The 23105-nt window shown below is 71.7% G+C and carries 22 protein-coding genes; 10 read left to right on the top strand and 12 right to left on the bottom strand.

Features of this window, described 5'->3' with window-relative positions; translation table 11 throughout:
- Positions 1-82: 82 nt before the first annotated feature.
- Positions 83-2872: a BTAD domain-containing putative transcriptional regulator gene (locus OG494_RS41430; RefSeq protein WP_442874344.1), complete on the bottom strand. Its 2790-nt coding sequence runs from the start codon at positions 2870-2872 to the stop codon at positions 83-85.
- 75 nt (positions 2873-2947) lie between these two features.
- On the opposite strand from OG494_RS41430, the gene OG494_RS41425 reads away from it, so the two are divergent.
- From OG494_RS41425 to OG494_RS41415, 3 genes are all read left to right on the top strand, one after another.
- Positions 2948-3877 (top strand): o-succinylbenzoate synthase, encoded by a 930-nt coding sequence (locus tag OG494_RS41425; RefSeq protein WP_328448200.1) that lies wholly within the window; start codon positions 2948-2950, stop codon positions 3875-3877.
- Between the two features lie 173 nt (positions 3878-4050).
- Complete coding sequence (locus OG494_RS41420; RefSeq protein ID WP_328448198.1) at positions 4051-4266, top strand: PspC domain-containing protein; 216 nt, start codon at positions 4051-4053, stop codon at positions 4264-4266.
- A gap of 172 nt (positions 4267-4438) precedes the next feature.
- On the top strand, positions 4439-4771 hold the full coding sequence (locus tag OG494_RS41415) for a hypothetical protein (protein WP_328448196.1): 333 nt from the start codon (positions 4439-4441) through the stop codon (positions 4769-4771).
- A gap of 62 nt (positions 4772-4833) precedes the next feature.
- On the opposite strand, the gene groL is transcribed toward OG494_RS41415, so the two are convergent.
- From groL to OG494_RS41390, 5 genes are all read right to left on the bottom strand, one after another.
- Positions 4834-6462 (bottom strand): chaperonin GroEL, encoded by a 1629-nt coding sequence (gene groL / locus OG494_RS41410; protein ID WP_326944734.1) that lies wholly within the window; start codon positions 6460-6462, stop codon positions 4834-4836.
- A 296-nt stretch (positions 6463-6758) separates the two neighbouring features.
- Positions 6759-8261 (bottom strand): serine/threonine-protein kinase, encoded by a 1503-nt coding sequence (locus OG494_RS41405; RefSeq protein WP_328448192.1) that lies wholly within the window; start codon positions 8259-8261, stop codon positions 6759-6761.
- Positions 8262-8328: 67 nt separating this feature from the next.
- Complete coding sequence (locus OG494_RS41400; protein WP_005164266.1) at positions 8329-8535, bottom strand: cold-shock protein; 207 nt, start codon at positions 8533-8535, stop codon at positions 8329-8331.
- Positions 8536-8647: 112 nt separating this feature from the next.
- Positions 8648-9271 carry an AIM24 family protein gene (locus OG494_RS41395; protein ID WP_328448190.1) on the bottom strand — a complete coding sequence of 208 codons (624 nt, stop codon included), beginning with the start codon at positions 9269-9271 and terminating at the stop codon, positions 8648-8650.
- Positions 9271-9948, bottom strand: a complete 678-nt coding sequence (locus OG494_RS41390; RefSeq protein ID WP_323324264.1) for a TIGR00266 family protein — start codon at positions 9946-9948, stop codon at positions 9271-9273. Before OG494_RS41390 ends, OG494_RS41395 begins: the two co-directional genes overlap by 1 nt.
- Before the next feature lie 74 nt (positions 9949-10022).
- Between OG494_RS41390 and moeA the strand changes: the two genes are divergently transcribed.
- On the top strand, positions 10023-11216 hold the full coding sequence (moeA, locus tag OG494_RS41385) for a molybdopterin molybdotransferase MoeA (RefSeq protein ID WP_328448188.1): 1194 nt from the start codon (positions 10023-10025) through the stop codon (positions 11214-11216).
- On the opposite strand, the gene OG494_RS41380 is transcribed toward moeA, so the two are convergent.
- Complete coding sequence (locus tag OG494_RS41380; protein ID WP_328448186.1) at positions 11170-12423, bottom strand: MFS transporter; 1254 nt, start codon at positions 12421-12423, stop codon at positions 11170-11172. The two genes, moeA and OG494_RS41380, sit on opposite strands and share 47 nt — an antisense overlap.
- Positions 12420-12980, bottom strand: coding sequence for an ArsR/SmtB family transcription factor (locus OG494_RS41375; RefSeq protein WP_328448184.1), 561 nt, complete (start codon positions 12978-12980; stop codon positions 12420-12422). The genes OG494_RS41380 and OG494_RS41375 overlap by 4 nt, the downstream gene beginning before the upstream one ends.
- 82 nt (positions 12981-13062) lie before the next feature.
- On the opposite strand from OG494_RS41375, the gene OG494_RS41370 reads away from it, so the two are divergent.
- Positions 13063-13347, top strand: a complete 285-nt coding sequence (locus OG494_RS41370) for a GlsB/YeaQ/YmgE family stress response membrane protein (protein WP_328448182.1) — start codon at positions 13063-13065, stop codon at positions 13345-13347.
- 39 nt (positions 13348-13386) lie between these two features.
- On the opposite strand, the gene OG494_RS41365 is transcribed toward OG494_RS41370, so the two are convergent.
- A complete protein-coding gene (locus OG494_RS41365; protein ID WP_328448180.1) occupies positions 13387-13611 on the bottom strand; it encodes a hypothetical protein in 225 nt (74 codons plus the stop codon).
- A 229-nt stretch (positions 13612-13840) separates the two neighbouring features.
- Here OG494_RS41365 and OG494_RS41360 point away from each other — a divergent pair, with 229 nt between their 5' ends.
- From OG494_RS41360 to OG494_RS41350, 3 genes are all read left to right on the top strand, one after another.
- Positions 13841-14566 (top strand): phosphatidylserine decarboxylase, encoded by a 726-nt coding sequence (locus OG494_RS41360; protein ID WP_328448178.1) that lies wholly within the window; start codon positions 13841-13843, stop codon positions 14564-14566.
- 4 nt (positions 14567-14570) lie between these two features.
- Complete coding sequence (pssA, locus tag OG494_RS41355) at positions 14571-15539, top strand: CDP-diacylglycerol--serine O-phosphatidyltransferase (RefSeq protein ID WP_328448176.1); 969 nt, start codon at positions 14571-14573, stop codon at positions 15537-15539.
- Positions 15540-15746: 207 nt separating this feature from the next.
- Entirely contained in the window at positions 15747-18014 is a 2268-nt protein-coding gene (locus tag OG494_RS41350) for an AAA family ATPase (protein WP_328448174.1), read from the top strand.
- A 51-nt stretch (positions 18015-18065) separates the two neighbouring features.
- Here the strand turns inward: OG494_RS41350 and OG494_RS41345 are convergent, their stop codons facing one another.
- Together OG494_RS41345 and OG494_RS41340 are read right to left on the bottom strand one after the other, a co-directional pair.
- A complete protein-coding gene (locus tag OG494_RS41345) occupies positions 18066-18692 on the bottom strand; it encodes a LytR C-terminal domain-containing protein (protein WP_328448172.1) in 627 nt (208 codons plus the stop codon).
- Entirely contained in the window at positions 18689-18997 is a 309-nt protein-coding gene (locus OG494_RS41340) for a DUF3263 domain-containing protein (protein ID WP_247058599.1), read from the bottom strand. The genes OG494_RS41345 and OG494_RS41340 overlap by 4 nt, the downstream gene beginning before the upstream one ends.
- Positions 18998-19152: 155 nt before the next feature.
- Between OG494_RS41340 and OG494_RS41335 the strand changes: the two genes are divergently transcribed.
- Positions 19153-19731, top strand: coding sequence for a peptide deformylase (locus tag OG494_RS41335; protein WP_328448169.1), 579 nt, complete (start codon positions 19153-19155; stop codon positions 19729-19731).
- 83 nt (positions 19732-19814) lie between these two features.
- Here the strand turns inward: OG494_RS41335 and OG494_RS41330 are convergent, their stop codons facing one another.
- Entirely contained in the window at positions 19815-21980 is a 2166-nt protein-coding gene (locus tag OG494_RS41330; protein WP_328448167.1) for a glycoside hydrolase family 15 protein, read from the bottom strand.
- A 205-nt stretch (positions 21981-22185) separates the two neighbouring features.
- On the opposite strand from OG494_RS41330, the gene OG494_RS41325 reads away from it, so the two are divergent.
- Positions 22186-23097: a S1C family serine protease gene (locus OG494_RS41325; protein WP_328448165.1), complete on the top strand. Its 912-nt coding sequence runs from the start codon at positions 22186-22188 to the stop codon at positions 23095-23097.
- Positions 23098-23105 lie beyond the last annotated feature (8 nt).

The following is a 23105-nucleotide window of genomic DNA, read 5'->3' as shown; positions in this document are numbered from 1 at the left end:
GCGCCCAGCCGCGCGAGCCCCCACCGCCACCGAACAGCTCTCGAAAGCCACACTCAGCGCGCGACTCCCGGCCAAGGCAGCCTCAGCTCGAAGCGCCCACCAACGCCGCCAGTTTCGCCCGCACGTCGTCCGCGTCCGGGTGTCCCAGCTCCGTCAGCAACCGCACCGACCGCACCCAGCACTCCCGGGCCAGCGGCTCCTCACCGTGGCGCAGATGGATCGTCCCCAGCTGGGCCAGCACGTCCGCTGCCTCGTACTGCTCGCCCATGGTGAAGAACATCTCCACCGAGTCGCGGATGCAGGCGATGCCCTCGTCGAGCCGGCCGAGGCCGATCAGGGCCAGCCCTCGTGTGTGCTGCGTGAACCGGGTGTCGAGCGGGCGGCCGTCCGGGCCGAGGATCGCCAGCGCCGCGTCGGCCAGTTCCAGTGCCTGCTCGTGGTCGCCCATCGACGTGCAGATGTCGCCCAGCGCCCGCAGCACACTCGCCTCGAACGCGCCCATCCCCAAGTCGCGGACGATCTCCAGTGCCTGCACGCCGTGCTCGTACGCCCAGGCGTAGTCGTCCAGGTTGTGCGCCGCCAGCGCCAGGTTGTACTGCGCCCGCGCCTCGCCCTCCCGCGCGCCGAGGTCGCGCTGGATCGCCAGCACCTGTTCCAGGTAGCGCCGCGACTCGTCGTACTGCCGCACCACGCCGTTGACCACGCCGAGTCCACTGAGGATGCCCGCCTCGCCCGGCCGGTGCCCGCCGTCGCGCGCGGCTTCGAGCGCCACGCCGAATACCGAGCGCCAGTCGTCCAGCCGCGAGCGCGTCCCGAAATAGCTCTGCAGCAGCCAGGCGAGCTTCCAGCAGACGTCGTCCCGCCGCCGGCGACGCGCCAGGTGCACCGCGGCGATCAGGTTGCCGGCCTCTTCGTCGAACCAGTCCAGCGCGTCGTGGTACTCGGCGAACGCCAAGCCGTCGAGACCGGCCGGCTCCAGGAGCCGGTAGTAGCGCTCGGGCCGCATCCGCCGGGACGCGTTGAGCGCCGACGCCAGGTACCAGCCGAGCAACCGGTCGAGCGCGGCGTCGCGCTCCTCCGCGCTGTCGACCTGCTCCGCGGCTTCGCCCGCGTACGCGCGGATCAGGTCGTGGAACTGGTAGCGGCCCGGCCGCGGCTGGGCGAGCAGGTGCGCGGCCGCCAGGGTCGCGAGCACCGGGCGGGTCCGCGTCAGGTCCAGACCGGCGACGGCGGCCGCCGCGGGCGCGGTGAAGTCGACGCCGGTCGACAGTCCGAGCAGCCGCAGCAACCGCGCCGCCTGCGGCTCGAGTGCCTGGTAGGAGTACGAAAACACCGAACGGATGTTGGTGCCGTCACCGTCGGCGAGGTCGAACGAGCCGAGCAGGTCGTGCTCGTTCTCGAGGGAGTCGGCGAACTCGTCGAGCGGCAGCTCGGGGAACTGCGCCGCCCGCACCGCCAGAATCCGGATCGCCAGCGGCAGCCCGCCGCAGTACCGCACGAACCGTTCGGCCGCCGCCGGATCGCGGGCGACGCGCTCGGCGCCGATCGTGGACGCGAGCAGCTCCACGGCGTCCTCCTCGCCGAGCTCCTCCAGCGCGACGCGCCGGGCGCCGTGCGTCGCGACCAGGGCGCGCAGCTGCCAGCGGCTGGTGATCACGACCAGGCACCCCGGCCCGGGCAGCAGCGGCCGCACCTGTTCGGTGCGGTTGGCGTTGTCGAGGACGATCAGCAGCCGCCGGCCCGCGGTGTGCGTCCGCCAGCTCGCCGCGCGGCCGTCAGGGTCGGCCGGGATCTGCTCGCACGGGACGCCGAGCGCGGTGAGCATCGCCTCCAGCGCCGCCCCCGGCTCGACCGGCTCGCCGGGCCCGTACCCCCGCAGGTTGAGGTGGATCTGCCCGCCGGGGAACCGGTCGGCGATCTCGTGCGCGAAGTGCACCGCGAGCGTCGTCTTGCCGATGCCGCCCATGCCTTCGACGGACGCGATCGGCGTCGAGGTGTCGGCGTCGAGCGCCTCGGGCAGCAGCGCGTGCAACGCCTTGAGGTCGCTCTCGCGCCCGGAAAACGTCCGCAGGTCGGCGGGCAGCTGGTGCGGCACCTGCGGTTCGACGCCGAGGCGGTAACGCGCGGGTTCGCCGACGTCGGCGCCGGTCAGGATCGCCTGCCGGGTGCGCTGCAGCGACGGGCCGGGGTCCAGCCCGAGCTCCTCGGCGAGCACCGCGCTGATCCGGCGGTGGACGTCGAGCGCCTCGGCCTGGCGGCCCGACCGGTACAGCGCGACCATCAGCTGCTCATGCAGCCGCTCCCGCAGCGGGTTTTCCCTGGTCAGGCGGGCCAGTTCGGGGACGACCGTGCCGTACTCGCCGACCTCGAGCAGCGCGTCGGCCCACAGTTCTCGCACGCGCAGGCGTTCTTCGGCGAGCTGGCCGGCTTCGTCGCGGTGCAGCGCGTCGGACTCGACGTTCAGCAGCGCCGGGCCGCGCCACTGCTCGAGCGCTTCCGCGAAGTGCGCCGCCGCCTGACGGCTGTCACCGCGGTCCAGGGCCGTCTTGCCCCGCGCGGCGAGCGCGCGGAACCGCGACAGGTCGAGCAGGTCGTCCGCGACCTCGATCAGGTAACCGCCGCTCTCGGTGCGGATCGAGACCTGGTCGCCGAGGGCGCGGCGCAGGCGCAGCACGTACGTCTGGAGCGCGCCCTTGGACCGGCGGCGGTCGTCGTTCCACAGCCACCGGCCCAGCTCGTCGACCGGCACGACGCGGTTGGCGCGCAGCAGCAGCCCGGCCAGCACGATCAACGGCCGGCTCCCCCCGAGCGCCACCGGGTGGCCGTCGGCCGTGACTTCGGCCGGACCCAGCAGGCGGAAATCGAGGACCACGGGAGTCATTCTGTCCGGAATCGCGCTGATCGGCACCCGATTGCGAAACGCGGGACGGTGGCATGATCGGCGGTGATGAAGGTCTACGCGATTCCCCTGCGCAACCGCTTCCGCGGCATCACGGTCCGTGAGGGCGTGCTGCTGCCCGGTCCGGCGGGCTGGGGCGAGTTCTGCCCGTTCGCCGACTACTCCGACGCCGAGAGCCTGCCGTGGCTGCAGGCGGCCGTCGAAGCAAGCGAAACGGGCTGGCCGGCGCCGGTCCGCGACCGCGTCGAGGTGAACACGACGGTGCCGGTGGTCGGCCCGGAGAAGGCGCACGAACTGGTCAGCGCGGCCGGCTGCCGCACGGCGAAGGTGAAGGTCGCCGACCCCCGGTCGTCCCTGGCGGACGACTGCGCGCGGGTGGAGGCGGTCCGCGACGCGCTCGGCCCGGCCGGCGCGATCCGCGTCGACGCCAACATGGCGTGGGACGTCGACACTGCGGTCCGCGCGATCACCGATCTCGACAGAGCGGCGGGTGGCCTGGAGTACGCGGAACAGCCGTGCCCGACGATCGACGACCTCGCCGCGGTCCGCCGCCGCGTCTCGGTCCGCATCGCCGCCGACGAGTCGATCCGCCGAGCGGAGGATCCGCTGAAGGTCGCGGTCGCCGGAGCGGCGGACATCGCGGTCCTGAAGGTCTCCCCCCTCGGCGGCGTCCGCCGGGCGCTGGAGGTCGCCGAAGCGTGCGGCTTGCCGTGCGTGGTGTCGTCCGCGGTGGAGACGAGCGTCGGCCTGGCCGCGGGCCTGGCCCTGGCGGGCGCCCTCCCGGAGCTGGAGTTCGCGTGCGGCCTGGGCACGATCTCGTTGCTGGAAGGTGACGTCTGCGCGGCCTCACTGTCCCCTGTGGACGGTTACCTCCCGGTCCTGCGCAACCCCCCGGAGCCCACGGAGGCATACGCGGCCTCGGCCGACGTCCGAGCCGCGTGGGAAGCCCGGCTGGCGAGGGTCCGCGGCCTGTCGTGAGTGTTGAGGGCGGTTAGAACCGCCCTCAACACTCACGACCTCAAGCCGCCGCCTGGTTCCATGGTCCGAAGTTGTACCGGGTCGGCACCTGGTTTTCCCGGAGGCCGAGTTCAGGGTCCGGATCCGGGCCCTTCCCGATGTGGACTGGACCCCCGGCGGGCGAACATTGCTGCATGACGAACAGCGTGTACACCCCGGAAACCAAGAAGGTCCGCCGCAGCCGTACCGACAAGATGCTCACCGGCGTCTGCGGCGGCTGGTCCCAGTACCTCGGCATCGACGCGAACGTGCTGCGGATCGGGCTTGTCGCCGCCGTTTTCCTCTCCGCCGGGATCGCCATCCCGATCTACATCGCCGCCGCGATTCTGACCCCCGAAGAAGACTCCTGACCGGGGCGGGCGCCGGTTCGCAGGGGGAACCGGTGCCCGCCGGACGACCAGGGGTGTGCCGAACAGCGGCCCGGACGCCAAGGGGACGTTCGGGCCGTTCGGCGTAGCCGCCTACTCTGACCGGCCGAAATGCCCTCCGCGAACCCCGTTCGAGGGGTTAGGGTTCGCGGTCGTGGATCAAGGGAACACCGCCGGCCGGACGGCCGCGAAGGTCGTCGTCGGGGTCCTCGGCGGGCTCTACCTGCTCGCCGGACTGGGGCTGACCGCCTTCGCCGCCTTCTTCGCGCTGGCCTTCAACGACACCGGCAGCGCGAGCGTCACGAAGACCGTGCTCTACACGGCCGCGGCGGTGGCGATCTGGATCCTGCTCACCGGGATCGGCGCGATCGTCGTCGCGCTGGAAGCGGAAGAAGCGAGCACCGCCTGGCTCGGGGGCCTCGGCGTGCTCGCGCTCGGCGTCGTGATCGTCGGCGCCTTCGCCATCTGGTTCTTCACCAAGCCGTAGCGGTCACAAGAAAAGCCCGGCCCGCCGAAGCGGACCGGGCTTTCCCGGTGAAGCGGCCGAACTCAGAAGTCCATGCCACCCATGCCACCGGACGGGTCGGCGGGAGCGGCCGAAGCCTTCTCCGGCTTGTCCGCCACGACGGCCTCGGTGGTCAGGAACAGCGCCGCGATGGAGGCGGCGTTCTGCAGCGCGGAGCGGGTGACCTTCGTCGGGTCCGGCACGCCGGCGGCGAGCAGGTCCTCGTAGACGCCCGTGGCGGCGTTCAGGCCGTGACCCTGCGGCAGACCCTTGACCTTCTCCACGACGACGCCGCCTTCGAGGCCGGCGTTGATCGCGATCTGCTTGAGCGGGGCCTCGACGGCCACCTTGACGATGTTGGCACCAGTGGCCTCGTCGCCCTCGAGCTTCAGACCGGCGAAGGCAGCCTCAGCAGCCTGGATGAGAGCGACGCCACCACCGGCGACGATGCCCTCTTCGACGGCGGCCTTGGCGTTGCGCACTGCATCCTCGATGCGGTGCTTGCGCTCCTTCAGCTCGACCTCGGTGGCGGCACCGGCCTTGATGACGGCCACGCCGCCGGCCAGCTTCGCCAGACGCTCCTGGAGCTTCTCGCGGTCGTAGTCCGAGTCCGAGTTCTCGATCTCGGCGCGGATCTGGTTGACGCGACCCTGGATCTGGTCGGCGTCGCCCGCACCCTCGACGATGGTCGTCTCGTCCTTGGTGATGACGGCCTTGCGCGCCTTGCCCAGCAGCGACAGGTCGGCGTTCTCCAGCTTGAGGCCGACGTCCTCGCTGATGACCTGGCCACCGGTCAGGATCGCGATGTCCTGCAGGATCGCCTTGCGGCGGTCACCGAAGCCCGGGGCCTTGACGGCGACGGACTTGAAGGTGCCGCGCATCTTGTTGACGATGAGGGTGGCCAGGGCCTCGCCCTCGACGTCCTCGGCGATGATCAGCAGCGGCTTGCCGGACTGGATGACCTTCTCCAGCAGCGGCAGGACGTCCTTGACGGTGGAGATCTTGGAACCGAAGAGGAGGATGTAGGGGTCCTCCAGCTCGGCTTCCTGACGCTCCGGGTCCGTCACGAAGTAGCCCGAGATGTAGCCCTTGTCGAAGCGCATGCCCTCGGTGAGCTCGAGCTCGAGACCGAAGGTGTTGCTCTCCTCGACGGTGACGACGCCTTCCTTGCCGACCTTGTCCAGCGCCTCGGCGATCAGCTCGCCGATGGTGCGGTCAGCGGCCGAGATCGAGGCGGTAGCAGCGATCTGCTCCTTGGTCTCGATCTGGACGGCCATCTTGTGCAGCTGCTCGATGATGGCCTCGACGGCCGCTTCGATGCCGCGCTTCAGGCTGATCGGGTCGGCGCCGGCGGCAACGTTGCGCAGGCCTTCCTTGACCAGGGCCTGGGCGAGCACGGTGGCGGTGGTGGTGCCGTCACCCGCGACGTCGTCGGTCTTCTTGGCAACTTCCTTGACGAGCTCGGCCCCGATCTTCTCCCACGGGTCTTCGAGCTCGATCTCCTTGGCGATGGAGACGCCGTCGTTGGTGATCGTCGGCGCGCCCCACTTCTTCTCGAGCACGACGTTCCGGCCCCGCGGGCCGAGGGTCACCTTGACGGCTTCGGCGAGGATGTTCAAGCCGCGCTCAAGACCGCGGCGGGCGTCCTCGTCGAACGCGATCAGTTTGGCCATTGCGGTGTGGTCCTCCGGTATTGGGCGCCACCGCCGCGCTGTGTTACTTGCAGCGGCGGCAGCAGGACTCTTTCCTCGGCCAGGCTCGGTGCCCGCGACGGACGACTGGACCCGAGTGGGGGTCAGCCTCACCGTCCCGACCTTCAAGCACGCGATCGGTGACCGCGCGCCTGGCACTCAACGGCGTCGAGTGCCAAGTCCGTGTTTAGCACTCTCGGGGGGAGAGTGCAAGAAGACCTGCTCAGCGCCGCACGATCTCGCGACCGCGAACGACCACACGACGGCCGGGACCGGGATCAGGAGCTCGGCTTGATGGAGATCGACGACGGGGGCGCATTCAGCGAGGAGGTCGGGTTGCCCTGGGAGTCGCCCGGGCCGACCGGGATGTTCGGCGCGGTCGTCGGGGTGCCGCCGCCGCTGTCGCCGCCGGTGAACAGGATGATCGCCGTCACGATCGCGCCGATCACCACGACCGCGCCGACGACGATCCAGATCCACTTGGTGTTGCCGCTCTTCGCCTGGTGGAACGCGCCCGCGCCGCCCGCGGGCATCGGCGGGCGCAGGCGCATCGGGTCGCCGGGCGGGCCGTAGCCGGGCGGCGGGCCCTGCTGGGGCATGCCCTGCTGCTGGTAGCCGTACGGGCCCTGCGGCGGCATCCCCTGGGGCGGGCCCTGCTGGGGGTAGCCGTAACCGGGGGGCGGGCCCTGCGGCGGGCCACCAGGGCCACCAGGGCCACCGAGGCCGCCGGGGCCACCCGGGCCCTGCGGTCCGGGCTGCTGCCCGTAACCGGGCTGCTGCTGTCCTCCGTACGGGTGCACGGGGGCCCCCTCTCCCTGCTGCGGTGCCGTGGTCTGGTGCGGTCCCTGTTGTACCTGACCAGGACGCTGCGGCGCGGGGATTCCACCCGGATTGGTCCCCGGCGGACCGGGTGGCCCGGGCGGGGTGTCCGACGCCGCCTGGGCGCCGAGCGCGCGGCGGGCGGCCGCGATCATCTCGACGCAGTTGGGGTAGCGGTCCGCCGGGCTCTTGGCCATGCCCTTGCGGATGACCTCGTCGATCGCCGGCGGCAGCGCGACAGCGCGGGAGATGGCGGGCGGGTCGCCGTTGAGGTGACCCTTGATCACCGTCGGGACGTCGCCCTTGAACGGCGGGCTGCCGGTGAGGCAGGCGTAGAGGACGCACGTGAGCGCGTACTGGTCGGTGCGCCCGTCCAGCGGCTCGCCGCGAAGGTGTTCCGGCGCCGCGTAGGTGGGCGAGCCGAGGAAGTCGCCGCCGCGGGTGCGGTGGCCGGTCGCGCCGCGGCGCGTCAGCCCGAAGTCGGCGACGTACACGTGCTCGCGCGAGGTCTCCTTCTTCGTCACGAGCACGTTGGCCGGCTTGACGTCCAGGTGGACCAGACCACGGTTGTGCAGGGTGTCGAGCGCGTCCGCGACCTGGTCGAGCATGGTCAGCGTGCGCGCGGGCGCGATGGGACCGCCCGCGATCAGGCCGGCGAGATCACCGCCGTCGACCATCCGCATGGCGATGTAGAGCATGCCGTCGAGCTCGCCGAAGTCGTACAGCGGCACGACATTGGCGTGGTCGATCGCGGACGTGTTGCGCGCCTCGTCGACGAACCGCTCGCGGAACTCGGCGTCGGTCCCGAGGTGGTCGCCGATGACCTTCAGCGCCACTTTCCGGCCCAGGCGCACGTCCGTGGCCTTGTAGGTCACGCTCATGCCGCCCTTGCCGAGCACGCCGTCGATGCGGTAGTTGCCCAGCCGGCGACCGGTGAGGTCCCCCGACACATCGCCTGTCACGCCCGGCAGCCTAACGCCCCTGGTTCGGCGGCTGCCGGGGGTTGGCCCAACAGGTCAACAGCGGTAGTTACGACACCTTCCGCACGTCGGCCGCCTGGCTCCGTCCGTCCCGGCCGGACTGCACTTCGAACTCCACCCGGTCGCCTTCGTCCAAAGTGCGGAATCCGTCAGCCTGAATGGCGGAATAGTGGACGAACACGTCTGGTCCTTCGGTGGATTCGATGAACCCGTAGCCCTTTTCCGAGTTGAACCATTTGACGGTGCCGACAGCCACGGCGCCCTCCCTCAGCACACAAGGATCCGCTGGCCCAGCGTAGGCCAGCGGCGCGAGTCCCAATCACGCTACCGGAATTATTCCCCTCGGCAATGGGCAATTCGTCCGAAGATCACGCCTGCGAAAGACGGCGGTTCCGCGCGTGCACGAGCACCGTCCCGGGACCCGCGAAGTCGACTGCCAATCCCTCGCCCGTGCGCACCGACTGCGGGCCGCCGGGATCGAGTGCGCGCAGCCGGCACTGCACGGTGTCCGGATAGGCCAGCAGGTAGTCCGGGCGGACGGTGACCAGCTCGCCCTGGGCGAGTTCGAACGCGTCCACCGGCCCGGGTGCGGCGAGCACGAGGGGACCGGTGCCGCTGAAGTGCTCGAGGAACCCCGCGTCGGCCCCGAAGAGCTGCTGCAACGGCGCCCAGCTCGGGTCGTGGCGAACCGCCGAGGGGCGCACGAGCACGGCTTCGCGGTGCACCGACCAGCCCGTGCCGCCGCGCAGTTCCAACGGGTAGACGTCGCCGGGGCGCAGCGGCGCGAAGTCGATCCAGCCGCCGTCGGACGGTGCGGTGTAGACGGCCATCGTCGTCTTGCCCGCGCGGACGCCGCCGCGGCCCGCCGCCGTTTCGGTGACGCCGAAGCGGCTGGCGAGCAGCGTTTCGGGCACGGCCTGCACGGCCTCGCCCGGGTCGAGCAGCACCCGGGCGACGCCGAAGCCCGGCGTGTGCCGGGTCTGGACGCGCATCAGCGGGACGGGACGTGCGAGATGATCCAGCTGATCAGGGCCGACGGGTTGCGCGTCTGCGTCATGATCTGGCCGGGGCCGACGAAGTCGAAGACGAGGCCTTCACCGCTCTTCATGGACTGGATGATGCCGGTCGCGACCTTCCGGATCTGGTACTGCACGGTGTCGGCGTACGCGACGACGTGCCCGGTGTCGACGGTGACCATCTCGCCCGGCTGCAGGGTCATGGTCTCGACCGCGCCGTAACAGCTGACGAGCAGCTCGCCCTGGCCGGTGGCGTGGGTGAGGAAACCGCCTTCGCCGCCCATCAGGTTCTTCATCCCGCCCCACTTGGTCTCGGTCTGCACGCCGTGCGACGACGCGAGCCAGCAGCCGCGGGTGACGGCCCAGCCGGTGCGGCCGTCGAGCGGGATCGTCTGGATGTCGCCGGGCAGGTTGGCCGCGACGTCGACCCAGCCGCCGTTCTGCGGCGCGGTGAAGGTGGAGATGAAGAAGGACTCGCCGGAGAGGAAGGCGCGGCCGAGACCCTTCATGATCCCGCCCTGCGCCTGGGACTGGACCTGCACGCCGTAGCTGGTGGCCATCATCGCGCCGGACTCCACCTGGCACGGTTCCCCCGGCGCCAGCATCAGCCGGGCGACGGCGAAAGAGGGCTGGTTGCGGACTCGGACCTGCATTGCGTTCTCCCCTGGGCGTGCTCTCAGACGACGCAGAGTCTTGCACGCCTCCCACAACAGGGGAGGATGGTCCGGTGATCTCCGTCGACGACTACCGGGAGCGGATCACCGCGCTCCTGGGCACCGCGCCCACCACCGTCCTGCCGCTCGCCGACGCGGCCGGCCTCGTGCTGGCCGAGGACGTGCCGGCGGGCGTCTCCCTGCCGCCCTTCGACAACTCCGCGATGGACGGCTACGCGGTCCGCGCCGCCGACGTCGCCTCGGTGCCGGTGACACTGCCGGTCGCCGACGACATCCCGGCCGGCCGGGTCGACGTCCGGCCGCTGGAGCCGGGCACCGCGCACCGGATCATGACCGGCGCGCCGCTGCCGCCGGGCGCGGACGCCGTCGTGATGGTCGAGGACACCGACGGCGGCACGGAGACCGTGACCATCACCGCCGAGGCCCGCGAAGGCGCGCACATCCGGCGGCTCGGGGAAGACGTCGTCGCCGGGAGCCTCGCGCTGCCCGCCGGGACCGTGCTGGGGCATTCGCACCTGGGCCTGGCCGCCGCGGTCGGGCTCGCCGAGCTGCGGGTGCACCGGCCGCCGCGGGTGCTCGTCGCCTCCACCGGCACCGAGCTGGTCGACGCGCCGGCACCGTTGCGGCACGGCCAGATCTACGAGTCCAACAGCGTGATGCTCGCCGCCGCGCTGCGCGAGCTCGGCTGCGAGGTCGAGGTGGTCCGCAGTGTCGTCGACGACGTCGAGGAGTTCCGCAAGGTCATCGAGCCGCGGCTGGCCGACGCCGACCTGCTGGTCACCTCCGGCGGCGTCAGCGCGGGCGCGTACGAAGTGGTGAAGGACGCGCTCACCGGGCAGGGCGTCGAGTTCGCGAAGGTCGCGATGCAGCCGGGCGGGCCGCAGGGGTCCGGGCGCTGGCAGGGCGTGCCCGTGGTGACGCTGCCCGGCAACCCGGTGAGCGTGCTGGTGTCGTTCGAGGCGTTCCTGCGCCCGGCGCTGCTGGCCGCGCTCGGCCACACCGACGTCTCGCGCCGCCGGGTGCGGGCCCGGCTGACCGAGGCGATGAGCTCGCCGGCCGGACGCCGCCAGTTCCGCCGGGGCGTGTTCACGCCGTCCGAGCGTGAGGTCACCGGGGTCGTCGGGCCGCGCGGCGGCCCGGGATCGCACCTGCTGGCCGCGTTCACCCAGGCCAACTGCCTGATCGTGCTGCCGGAGGACGTCAGCTCGGCTGCGGTTGGCGACGAGGTGGACGTCCTGCTGCTGTGACCGGGAAGTCGCGCAGCTTCGCCAGCGGGGCCAGCATGCCGAGGGCCACGACCAGCAGCGCGGACATCACCCAGAGCGTCTCCCGGACGCCGATCGCTTCGCCGAGCGCGCCGCCGAGGACGCCGGCCAGCGGGATCGTGCCGTAGTTGACGATCGACGCGCTCGAGTTGATCCGGCTGAACAGCTCCGGCGGGCAGTAGCGCTGCCGGAACGTCGTGGTCAGGACGTTCGACGCGACGACCCCCGCGCAGACGCCGAAGTCCGCGATGACGAACAGCACGAGCCCGGGGCCGGGGCCGCTCAGCGGGCCGAGCAGCAGCATCGGCGCCGCGAAGGCTTCGCAGAGCAGGAACGCGCGGGCGGTGCCGAAGCGGGCGCCGAGCCGACCGGCCAGCGCGGCGCCGAGGATCCCGCCGGTGGCGGCCGCCGCCAGGACCAGCCCGACCAGGCCGGGCGCGGCGCCGAGCGTGCGGGACAGGAAGACGATCTGGATGGCCTGGTACCCGGTCAGGGCGAGGTTCGAGACGGCGCCGAACGTCATCAGCGTCCGCAGGTAGCGGTCGCCGAGGACGAACCGCAGACCCACGGCGATCTGGCTGCGCAGCGGCGTCCGCTCGACCGGCACGACGGTTTCGCGGGCGCGGATCGTGCGCACGCACAGCACGGAGACGCCGAAGCTGACCGCGTCCGCGAGGATCCCGCTGACCGGCCCGAACGCCTGCGCCAGCAGGCCCGCCAGGCCGGGCCCGGCGACCTGCGTCGCGGATTCGCTGCCCTGCAGCTTGGCGTTGGCCCCCAGCAGGTCCTCGCGGCCGACGAGCGCCGGGAGGAAGGCCCGGTAGGCGAGGGTGAAGAACACCTTCGCGACGCCGCCGAGCAGCGCGGCCACCAGCAGGTACGGCATGGTCAGCGCGCCGAGCGCGGCGGCGAGGGGAACACTGCCGAACACCGCCATCGACACGGTGTTGCAGGCGAGCATCACCGGGCGCTTGGGCAGCCGGTCCACCCAGGCGCCGGCGGGCAGGCCGATCACCAGCCAGGGCAGCCAGGCCACCGCCGTCAGCAGCCCGACGTCGAACGTGCTCGCCCCCAGCGTGAGCACCGCGACCAGCGGCAACGCCGTGCTCGCGACCATGCCGCCGAGCATGCTGGCGGTCTCGCCGGTCCACAGCAGCCGGAAGTCGCGGTTCCCCCAGAGCCCGGTCACGGCCGGCCCAGCGACGCCCGCGCGGCGAAGAAGACCGGGCGGCGCTCGATGCCGTCGCCGGGTTCGACGCGGTCTTCGAACTCGCTGATCAGCAGCAGGACCCGCTCGTTCAGCTCGTCGAGCTCGTCGGTCGAGAGCCGGAGCCAGGTGTCCATCGCGAACGGCGCGCCCCGCCACGGCTCGGGATAGCTCTCGCGCTCGGCGATCCACTGCCGGGCGACGGCCGTCTGGCGGTCGAGGACGAGCACCTCGGCGGCCTCGGCGACCGGGTCGTCGGGGAAGTCGGCGGCTGCCCACTTCAGCGTCTTCGAGACCCGCCGCCACCAGCGTTCCCGCTGGTCACGAGCCAGTTCTGGGGCTTGCTCGACGAGCTTCGCCGCGGCCAGCACCTTGATGTGGTGGCTGATGTTCCCGACCGCCTGGCCGGTCTTCGCGGCGAGCATCGACGCGGTCGCGGGCCCGTCGAGGTGCAGCAGGTCCAGCAGCCGGCGGCGCAGCGGGTGCGACATGGCGGCCAGCACCTTCGAATCCCGGATCTCCCGGACGTCCTCGCTCATGACGCACAAGAGTAGTTGTACAACAGCTCTTGTGCAATGACTCTTGTGCGTCCGCGTGATCGGCCCGCGTAAGCTCCACGACATGGGTTTCGTCGCATGGGTCATCTTCGGCGCGCTCGTCGGCTGGGCGGCCAACCTGGTCGTCGGCGGCCGGGACCGGCGCCGGCAGGGTTGCCTGGTCAGCGTGCTGGTGGGCGTGGTCGGCGCGGCCCTGGGCGGGCTGATCTACCGGCTCGCGACCGGCCAGGCGAAGTCGTTCGACTTCGACTTCCCCAGCTTCGGCGTGGCCATCCTGGGCGCCGTCGTGCTGCTGGCGATCCTGCGGCTCGCGAGCGGGATCGGCCGGCGCTCGGGTGACCGTTCGTAACATTTGCCGGACGAACCGTGGTCAACACGGCTTCCGCCACTAAAGTAGGTCGTTCGGCGCTTCTTTCAGGCCCTGATTCCGCGGCCGGGTGCATGCGCCGTCGGGGGGTGCATGCACCCGGCTTCGTCTCATCGCTTCGATGACGACGTCCACCGCGCGGTCCGGATCCACGAGTGACGGCATCGGCGCGTCGGCGATGTCCTGGCGCCACGCGCCGAGCAGCTCGGCGAGCCGGGCGTCGGCGGAATCGCGGCGGTCGGTCATCGGTCCTCACAGGTCAGACGGCGTCAACTACCCAGAGTTATCGCAGACTTCGACCATCCGTTACCGGGATGTGGTCCCTCCCACCCGTCACGGGGACACCCTCGCGGAGGACCCGGACAGACCCGACCAGACCCCCACCTGGGGCAGCGGTAGCGTGGTGGCGCCCGTACGCGGCCGCCGGAACCCCGGCGTCACCCGCCCTCACGACACGAAACCAGGGGACCCGACCATGAGCGGCACCCGGCCGGAATCCGCCGGCAATCCCGTCGCCCACGCCCTCCAGCTGGCCCGCGAGACGCTGCCGCCGATGCACCCGGCCGGCCGGCCGTTCGTGGCGGGTGGCGCGGTCGCGACGCTGGTCGCCCGCCGGTTCTCCAAGCGCCTCGGCGTCCTCGGCGCGCTCACGACCGTGGCGATGGCCGCGTTCTTCCGCGAGCCGAAGCGGGTCCCGCCCCCGCGTGATGGCGTCGCGCTGGCCTCGGCCGACGGTCTCGTCTCGCTGATCGAGGAAGCCGTCCCGCCCGCCGAGCTCGGCCTGCCCGCCGAGCCGCGGCTGCGCGTGTCGGTGTTCCTCTCGGTGTTCGACGTGCACGTCCAGCGCGTGCCGGCGAACGGCGTGATCGAGCGCGTCGCCTACCGGCCGGGCAAGTTCCTCTCCGCGGACCTGGACAAGGCGAGCAAGGACAACGAACGCAACTCCGTGCTGATGCGCACCGAAGACGGCCACGAGCTCGTCGTCGTGCAGATCGCCGGGCTGGTCGCGCGCCGCATCCTCTGCGAGATCCGCGAGGGCGACAAGGTCGGCGCCGCTGCGACGTACGGCATCATCCGCTTCGGCTCCCGGGTCGACCTCTACCTCCCGCCGGGCTCGCGCGTACTGGTCGCGAAGGGCCAGCGGACGGTCGGCGGCGAGACGGTGATCGCCGAACTCCCCGCCTCGCGCTCGGAAGGCTGACCCCATGGTCCGCGTGACCACGACCACCCCCGGTGTCCGGCTGCTGCCGAACGCCATCACCGTGCTGGCGCTGTGCGCCGGGCTGTCGGCGGTGCAGTTCGCGCTGACGAAGAACTACTCGATGGCGATCGCCTCGATCGGCATCGCCGCGGTGCTCGACAGCCTGGACGGCCGGATCGCCCGCCTGCTCGACGCGACGTCGAAGATGGGCGCGGAGCTGGACTCGCTGTCCGACGGCATCTCGTTCGGCGTCGCGCCGGCGCTGGTCATCTACGTGTGGCAGACGGGCGCGGACCGGATCGGCTGGGTGGCGTCGCTGATCTTCGCCGTCTGCATGATCCTGCGGCTGGCCCGGTTCAACACGCTGCTCGACGACACCGAGCAGCCGGCGTACGCGAGCGAGTTCTTCGTCGGCGTCCCGGCGCCCGCGGGCGGTCTGCTCGCCATGCTGCCGCTGGTCGCCTGGCTGCAGTGGGGCGAGGGCTGGTGGTCTTCGCAGTGGGTCGTGTGGGCGTGGACGATCGCCATCGCGGCCCTGCTGATCAGCCGGATCCCGACGCTGTCGCTGAAGACGGTCAAGGCCCCGGCGAAGGCGATCGCGCCGCTGCTGATCGGCGTCGCCCTGCTGGCGGCCGCGATCATCCAGTTCCCGCTGGTCGCGCTGCTCGTCGCGATGGTGCTGTACCTGGCGCACATCCCGTACTCGGTCTACCGCAGCCGCTGGCTGGCCGACCACCCCGAGGCCTGGACGGTCCCGCCGCGCGAGCGCCGCGCGATCCGCCGGGCCCGCTCCCAGCGCCGTCTCGGCCTGCGCCCACCGCTGCGCCGGCGTGTCGCGGGCGCGGCGATGCGTGCGGTCCGCCTCCCCCGCAACGGCGAGTACGTCCGCACCCCCCGCGACACCTCCTCCAACGGCAACGGCAACGGCCAGCGCCGCCGCTCCTGGCGCCAGATCGGCCTGCGCCGCAAGTAAATCGTGTCGTCCATCCAGGTGCGCGTGTCGTCCACCTGGGTACGCGTGTCGTCCGTCCGGGTACGCCCGGGCTCGATCGGAATGGACGACACGCGTACCTGACGGGACGACACGCGTACTCAGGTGGACGACACGGGGTGTCGGCGGTCCGGGATATCACCCCGGCTTCGACGCGTGGGGGCTCTCCGCATCGCTAGGGTGAACGGCGTGAGCCACCCCCAGATCACGCTGACCGTCCGGCACACGCCGTCCGCGCTGGACACCCGCCGCGGCGTCGTGCGGCTGCACCCCGAAGTCCTCGACGCGCTGGGCCTGCGGGCCTGGGACGCGGTGCACCTGACCGGCGCGCGCGTCAGCGCCGCGCTCGCGGCGCCCGCCGACGAGACCGGCGTGCCGGGGGTGCTGCTCACCGACGACGTCACGATGTCGAACCTCGGCGTCACCGAAGGCGCCGAGGTCGTGGTCGCGCCGGCCGAGGTGTCGGCCGCCCGGACGGTGACCGTCGCGGGGTCACGGCTGGCCAGCTCGTCGGTCAGCCCGCACATGCTGCGGCTGGCGCTGATCGGCAAGGTCCTGACCATCGGCGACGCCGTTTCCCTGCTGCCGCAGGACCTCGCGCCGCAGCCGGGGTCCGACCCGGCCGGCCTGCGCGGCCAGCTGTCGCGGGCCATCGGCGCGACCTGGACGAACGAACTGCTGACCGTCACCGCGACCGAGCCCGCCGGGACCGTCGCGGTAGGACCGTCCACAGTGGTCGTCTGGCGCGACGGCGCCCGGCCCGCCGCCGAATCCGCCGCGCCGCGGACGGCGACCGCGCTCGTCCGCACCACCGCCGTCACCGCGGCCGAGGAGTGGATCGACGCCGAAATCGTCGAAGACGAAGTCACGCTCGTGGAGATCACCGAGCCGGCCGTGCCGGTGGCCGACCTGATCGGCGGCGAAGCGGCCGCGCGCAAGCTCTCCGAGTGGTTCGACCTGGCCTTCCACCGGCCCGAGCTGCTCGCGAAGCTGGGCGCGCCCGCCCACCTCGGCGTGCTGCTGTCCGGCCCCGAAGGCGTCGGCAAGGCGACGCTCGTGCGGTCGGTGGCGCAGGCCGAGAACGTCAAGGTCGTCCCGGTCGCCGCGCCCAACCTCGCGGTGCTGGACCCGAACGTCGCGGTGTCGCGGCTGCGTGAGGCGATCCGCGCCGCCGCGGGCCCGGCTGTGCTGCTGATCACCGACGTCGACGCGCTGCTGCCCGCGACCACGCCCCCGCCGGTGGCCACGATCGTGCTCGAAGAGCTGCGCACGGCCCTGCGCCGCGACCGCCTCGCCGTGGTCGCGACGACGGCCCGGGCCGAGTCCGCCGACCCGCGGCTGCGCGCCGCGGACCTGCTGGACCGCGAGCTGGGCCTGGCCCTGCCGGACGCGAAAACCCGCCGTGAGCTGCTGAACGTCCTGCTGCGCGACGTCCCCCTGGAGCCGGGCCTCGACTGCGGCGCGCTCGCCGAGCGGACCCCGGGGTTCGTCGCGGCGGACCTCATCGCGCTGCGACGGGACGCGGCGCTGCGGGCGGCGCTGCGCCAGCGTGACGAGGCCGAGCCGCGTGTCTCGCAGCAGGACCTGCTGGACGCGCTGGCCACCGTCCGGCCGGTGTCGCTGTCCACTTCGGACAACCTGGCCACCGGCGGGCTGACCTTGGACGACGTCGGCAACATGGTCGACGTCAAGCAGTCCCTCACCGAAACGGTGCTGTGGCCGCTGCGGTACCCGGACTCGTTCGCGCGGCTCGGCGTCGCACCGCCGCGTGGCGTGCTGCTCTACGGGCCGCCCGGTGGCGGCAAGACGTTCCTGGTGCGGGCGCTGGCCGGCACCGGCGCGCTCAACGTGTTCGCCGTCAAGGGCGCCGAGCTGATGGACAAGTGGGTCGGCGAGTCGGAGCGCGCGGTGCGGGAGCTGTTCCGCCGCGCCGCCGAGGCCGCGCCGTCGCTGATCTTCCTGGACGAGATCGACGCGCTGGCCCCGCGCCGCGGCCAGTCGTCGGACTCCGGTGTCGCCGATCGGGTGGTCGCGGCGCTGCTGACCGAGCTCGACGGCGTCGAGCCGATGCGCGAGGTCGTCGTCCTCGGCGCGACGAACCGGCCCGAGCTGGTCGACCCGGCCCTGCTGCGGCCGGGACGGCTGGAGCGCCGCGTCTACGTGCCGCCGCCGGACGCCGAGGCCCGCACCGCGATCTTGACCGCGACCTCGAAGAACACGCCGCTGGCTGCCGATGTGGACCTGGCCGCGGTGGCGTCCACTCTGGACGGTTACTCGGCGGCCGACTGCGCGGCGCTGATCCGCGAAGCGGCGTTGACGGCGATGCGCGAGTCCCTCGAAGCCCACGAGGTCACGGCGGCCCACCTGGACGCGGCCCGCAAGAAGGTCCGGCCGAGCCTGGACCCGGCCCAGCTCGCGGCCCTGGAGGCCTACGCCCAGGTCCAGGCCGGCGACTGAAACGCGCGAAGGGGCGCCACCCGCGGGTGGCGCCCCTTCGGCACAAGCTCGTCAGCTGCCCTTGTGGCCCGACTCGTATTCCTTCGTCACGATGATGATCACGCCCGGGCTGGCACTCTCGATCCCCGGGAAGCGGGGCTCGGCCTTGATCTGGAACTCCTGCGCGAGCTGCTTCGCCGCGGCTTCCTCGTCGGTGCCCGGGCGGTAGAACGCCGTGGTCACCGGAATCGTGCCCTGCGAGTAGTTGCCGACCTCGTTGACGGTCCAGCCGTCACCCCGGAAGTCGTTCGCGGCCCGCTCGGCGAGGTCCTTGATCAGGGAGTTGTTGAACACCCGGACGGTCACCCACTTGTTGCCCGTCTGCTGGTCACCGGGCTGACCCGGCTGCCCGGACGTCGGCTGTCCCGGTGTCGGCTGGCCGGGGGTAGGTGACGACGGCGTGGGCGACGTCGGACTGGTCGTGGACGGCGGCGGTGTCGACGGTGGTGTCACCGTCGGCGACGTCCCGCCCGGCGGCGTGCCGGGCTGGGTGCTGGGCGTACCGCTCGGCCCGGCTTCGTTCGAACCGCCACCACTCAACGCGGAGATCCCGCCGATCACGGCGGCGACGATCGCCACACCGATCAGCACGACGCCCGCGGCCTTCATCGGCCGGGACATTCCCGAAAACACGCTCATTTCAGCTCGATCCCCAGTCGCCTGGCCCCACGCTTGCGCTGGCGGGCGGCACGCGTCTTGCGCAGCCGCTTCACCAGCATCGGGTCGGCTTCGATCGCCTCCGGCTTCTCCAGCAGCTTGTTCAGCAGCTGGTAGTAGCGCGTGCTGGAGACTTCGAAGCGCTCACGGATGGCGTTCTCCTTCGCACCGGCATGTCGCCACCACTGGCGCTCGAAAGCGAGGATCTCGACCTCGCGTTCGGTCAGGCCGGGTACGGGCTTCGGCGGCGACGGCTGCGGCTCAGCCATCGACTCCGCGGCGTCCATCCGAGTCCCTCTCAATCAGGCGACATGGTGATCCAGACCTACCTCTTCCGCGGGCGTCATTCAACCACGGATCAGCACGCCGACGTGGGCATCGACATCGGCGCGTCACGGTCTGATGCAGGTCTACCAGAAGGGTCCGACTAAACTGCCCGCTCGTGACCGTCCACGCCATCCGGATCGCCGGCGACCCCGTGCTGCACAACCCGACTCGGGAGATCACCGAGTTCGACGAGCAGCTGCGCATCCTCACCGACGACATGTTCGAGACGATGTACGCCGCCGAGGGTGTCGGCCTAGCCGCCAACCAGATCGGCCTCGACCTGCGGGTGTTCGTCTACGACTGCCCGGACGACGAGGGCGTCCGCCACAAGGGCGTCGTGGTGAACCCGAAGCTCGAGACGTCGGAGATCCCGGAGACCATGCCGGATCCGGACGACGACTGGGAGGGCTGCCTCTCGGCGCCCGGCGAGTCGTACCCGACGGGCCGCGCGTCGTGGGCGAAGGTGACCGGCTCCGACATCGAGGGCAACCCGATCGAGGTCGAGGGCACCGGCTACTTCGCGCGCTGCCTGCAGCACGAGACCGACCACCTCGACGGCTACATCTACCTCGACCGGCTCGTCGGGCGCCACGCCCGCGCCGCGAAGAAGATGCTGAAGTCCAACAAGTGGGGCGTCCCCGGCCTCTCCTGGCTCCCCCCACGCACCCCCGAAGACGACGGCGCCGTCATCTGACCTCCCGTACTCCGTAAAGCCGTGAAGGCCTCCTTACCGGCTCTTATGGCCGGTAAGGAGGCCTTCACGGCTTTTGGCGAACCTCAGCAGCCGAGGAAGTGGCAGCGGACCACGCGCGGGGTTTCGAGGGTCGCGCCCGCATTGACGTCCCAGGCCAGGCGGACGTACTGCGCGTGCGTCCAGGCCAGGGGCGTCGCCGAGGTGTTCGGCGTGCCGGCCGGGAACCCCGTCTGACCCGACGGCGGGTTCTCGTCCCACACCTGCTCCGGCATGGTCTCCGCCGAGCTGCTCACCCGGCCGAGGTCACGCAGCCGCCGCGCGGCCGACGACGGCTGGCCCAGCGTCAGTTCGTACTCGCCGCGCTCGCCGGCGAGCAGCGGCCACAGCCGGCCGAACGTCGTGCGGCTCTCGGCCGGAAAGGTGTAGTCCCACGGCGAACCGTCGGCCTGCTCGCCGTAGCCGTCCTTTGTGTACCGGTGCCAGAACTGCCCGGTCGGCGTCGTGTACGAGATCTCCTTGTCCGTGACGCGAACGCTGTTCACGATCACCGGGTCGTCGGCGCGGTAGACGCCGAGGCGCACCAGGTCGAGGAAGCCGGCGTCGGTGACCGCACGCTGGTCCATGGTCACGCTCGAGTTGCCGAGGTTGTACGTCGTCGGAGCGTTCGCGTTGCCGTCCTTGGTGAGCCGCACGAAGTACGGGTCCTTCGACAGCGGCCCGTTCGTGGTGATCGTCTGCTTCGGCAGGTCGGCCTTGAACTTGTCCGCCGCGGCCAGGTAGCGAGCCGCGTCCGCCGGCGCGCCGTTGTGCGACGCGATGTCCGCGGCGCAGACCAGCCCGGCGATCACCGACGCGATGGTCGACGGGGACCAGCCGTCCTGCTCCTCCCAGCGCTCCTGCTGCGTCCACGGCGCGGCCTGGCCGTCAGGACCCTTGTAGGACAACAGGAAGTCGGCCGCCTTGCGCACGCCGGGCCACACGTCGTTGCGCCCCAGCTGCTGGGCCAGCACGATCGGGAACGCGGTTTCGTCGAGCTGGACCGACGTCCAGTACGGCACGCCGTCGACCCGGCTGTTCTGCGGCATATGGCCGTCGGCCTGCTGCTGCGTGCCGAACATGTAGGTCACCGCGCGGCTCGCGGCCGCGGTGTCGCCGCCTGCGGCCAGGCCGGTCGCGATCTGGTAGAGGTCGCGCGGCCAGACCAGGTGGTAGGTGCCGGACGGCGACCACTCCGGGTCGTTGTTCCCGAACCGCCAGGGCATGCTCGGCGACGCGATGAACGCGCCCGGGTGGTGCTTGTCCTCGCTCGCGGCCAGCGTCAGCATCGACGCCTTGTAGAGGTCGCGCTCGCTGTCGGTCTTCAGCGACGACGGCGGTTTGCTCACCCCGCGCAGGTACTGCTCCCAGCCGCGGTCGTAAGAACGGGTGATGTCCCCGAAACCGCGCCGCTGCGACGCCTGCGCGTTGCCGAGCGCGTCGGACGCCTTCGCGCCCATGCCGAGCGCGAGGGTGACGTGCCGGGTGCGCACGCCGTCGGCCGCGGTCTGCCCGGTCAGGACGACGTTGCCCTTCGTGGCGCTGTCGTACGTCGCGAGCTTGAACGTCTTCGCGAGCTGAGTGCCGCCGTCGGACGCGCCCGCGTAGCCGACGCTGGTCTTCGTGAAGGCGGGCTTCGCGGTGAGGGCGGCGGCGTTGGTGGCGTCCGACGCGGTGACGGCGTCCCCCTTGCGGGCGGCCGAATCGTCGGAGCCGTCGTTGGTCAGGTCCGGGTCGGCGACCGCGTAGAGCTGGTACGGCCGCCCGGTGAGCGACTGGAAGTCGACGTCCACCAGCACGGTCGTCGCGGCCGGATCGGTGACGTAGGTCTTGCGCAGCCGCCACCGGTGCTGGTCGTCGGTGATGGTCTGCTCGTAAACCAAGCTGTCGTCGTCGGTCCGCCGGACCTGCTGCGACCTGGCCGTGTTGTCGGCGACGGCGAAACTGCGCCCGTCGGTGACGACGAAGTCCATCGAGCGGACGCTCGGCGTCGACAGGTCCGGGTAGTAGACCTCGGACAGCTGACCGCCCTGGAGCGTGAACCAGACGTTGCTCGACCGGTCGTGAGCCGTGCCGAAGCCGGTCTTGTTCGCGGGCAGCCAGCTGGGATGGGCGCCGGGCGCCCCGGGAGCCGTCCCCTGGGCCGCCGCGGTCGCCGGTATCAGCCCGGTGACCAGCAGCCCGGCGAGGGCCGAGACCATGAGTTTGCGCATATCAACCCCACAGTGATGTCGCTTCTGCACCGTTACAGAAGCGACAGGCAGTGTCTCGCCGATTCTTCACCGGCGCATGGTCCGAATCGGTGAACCACTGACCGTCACTGGTCCGGTCACGCCGCCGGTTCACCAGCAGCGAACGGACTTCCGGCTGTTCGCGGCGCACTATTGAAGGACCTGCAACGGTGTAATCGAGGTACTCATGGACGAGGCGATGGACGCCTACTCACGCGCGGTCAGCACGGTCGCCAAGACCGTCACCCCGCACGTCGCCGGGGTTCAGCTCGCGCGCGGCAGCGGCTCCGCGGTGGTCTTCGCCGACGACGGCTACCTGCTGACCAACGCGCACGTCGTCGACCAGGACCGGAGCGGCGTCGCGACCTTCGCCGACGGCAGCGAAGCACGCTTCGACGTCGTCGGCGCCGATCCGCTGTCCGATCTCGCCGTGCTGCGGGCGCACGGCGAGACGCCCTCCGCCGCCGTGCTCGGCGACGCCGACAAGCTCGTCGTCGGGCAGCTCGTGGTGGCGATCGGGAGCCCGCTCGGCTTCTCCGGCTCGGTCACCGCGGGGGTCGTCAGCGCGCTCGGCCGGGCGCTCCCGGTGCGCCACGGCCGCGCCGGCCGGGTGATCGAGGACGTCATCCAGACCGACGCCGCGCTCAACCCGGGCAACTCCGGCGGCGCGCTCGCCGACTCCGCCGGCCGCGTCGTCGGGATCAACACCGCGGTCGCCGGCGTCGGGCTCGGCCTGGCCGTGCCGATCAACTCGACCACGCGCCGGATCATCAACACCCTCGTCGTCGAAGGCCGGGTGCGGCGCGCGTACCTCGGCGTTGTCGGCGTGCCCGCGCCGCTGCCCGACGACGTCGCCGAGCGCACCGGCCAGGAGGCCGGGCTGCGGGTGCGCGAAGTCGTCTCCGGCGGGCCCGCCGAGCGCGCCGGGCTGCGAACGGGTGATCTCGTGTTGACCGTCGGGCGCGCCCGGGTGTCGGACGCGCAGGGCATCCAGCGGCAGCTGTTCGCCGAAGTGATCGGCACCGCACTGCCGATCACCGTGCTGCGCAACGGAGCCATGGTCGACGTCTACGCCACACCGGCCGAACTGGTCGGGTGAGGTGAGCG

Source organism: Amycolatopsis sp. NBC_00438 (assembly GCF_036026695.1).
Classification (GTDB): domain Bacteria; phylum Actinomycetota; class Actinomycetes; order Mycobacteriales; family Pseudonocardiaceae; genus Amycolatopsis.
Note: the sequence above shows the minus strand (reverse complement) of the source record. Positions and strands in the feature narration are given on the sequence as shown.

Bases quoted from the DNA above. Each gene is read 5' to 3' on its own strand.
- OG494_RS41425 (WP_328448200.1), top strand. From the start codon at position 2,948: ATGAAGGTCTACGCGATTCCCCTGCGCAACCGCTTCCGCGGCATCACG.
- OG494_RS41420 (WP_328448198.1), top strand. From the start codon at position 4,051: ATGACGAACAGCGTGTACACCCCGGAAACCAAGAAGGTCCGCCGCAGC.
- groL (WP_326944734.1), bottom strand. From the start codon at position 6,462: ATGGCCAAACTGATCGCGTTCGACGAGGACGCCCGCCGCGGTCTTGAG.
- OG494_RS41395 (WP_328448190.1), bottom strand. From the start codon at position 9,271: ATGCGCGTCCAGACCCGGCACACGCCGGGCTTCGGCGTCGCCCGGGTG.
- OG494_RS41390 (WP_323324264.1), bottom strand. From the start codon at position 9,948: ATGCAGGTCCGAGTCCGCAACCAGCCCTCTTTCGCCGTCGCCCGGCTG.
- OG494_RS41375 (WP_328448184.1), bottom strand. From the start codon at position 12,980: ATGAGCGAGGACGTCCGGGAGATCCGGGATTCGAAGGTGCTGGCCGCC.
- OG494_RS41370 (WP_328448182.1), top strand. From the start codon at position 13,063: ATGGGTTTCGTCGCATGGGTCATCTTCGGCGCGCTCGTCGGCTGGGCG.
- OG494_RS41365 (WP_328448180.1), bottom strand. From the start codon at position 13,611: ATGACCGACCGCCGCGATTCCGCCGACGCCCGGCTCGCCGAGCTGCTC.
- OG494_RS41360 (WP_328448178.1), top strand. From the start codon at position 13,841: ATGAGCGGCACCCGGCCGGAATCCGCCGGCAATCCCGTCGCCCACGCC.
- pssA (WP_328448176.1), top strand. From the start codon at position 14,571: ATGGTCCGCGTGACCACGACCACCCCCGGTGTCCGGCTGCTGCCGAAC.
- OG494_RS41345 (WP_328448172.1), bottom strand. From the start codon at position 18,692: ATGAGCGTGTTTTCGGGAATGTCCCGGCCGATGAAGGCCGCGGGCGTC.
- OG494_RS41340 (WP_247058599.1), bottom strand. From the start codon at position 18,997: ATGGACGCCGCGGAGTCGATGGCTGAGCCGCAGCCGTCGCCGCCGAAG.
- OG494_RS41330 (WP_328448167.1), bottom strand. From the start codon at position 21,980: ATGCGCAAACTCATGGTCTCGGCCCTCGCCGGGCTGCTGGTCACCGGG.
- OG494_RS41325 (WP_328448165.1), top strand. From the start codon at position 22,186: ATGGACGAGGCGATGGACGCCTACTCACGCGCGGTCAGCACGGTCGCC.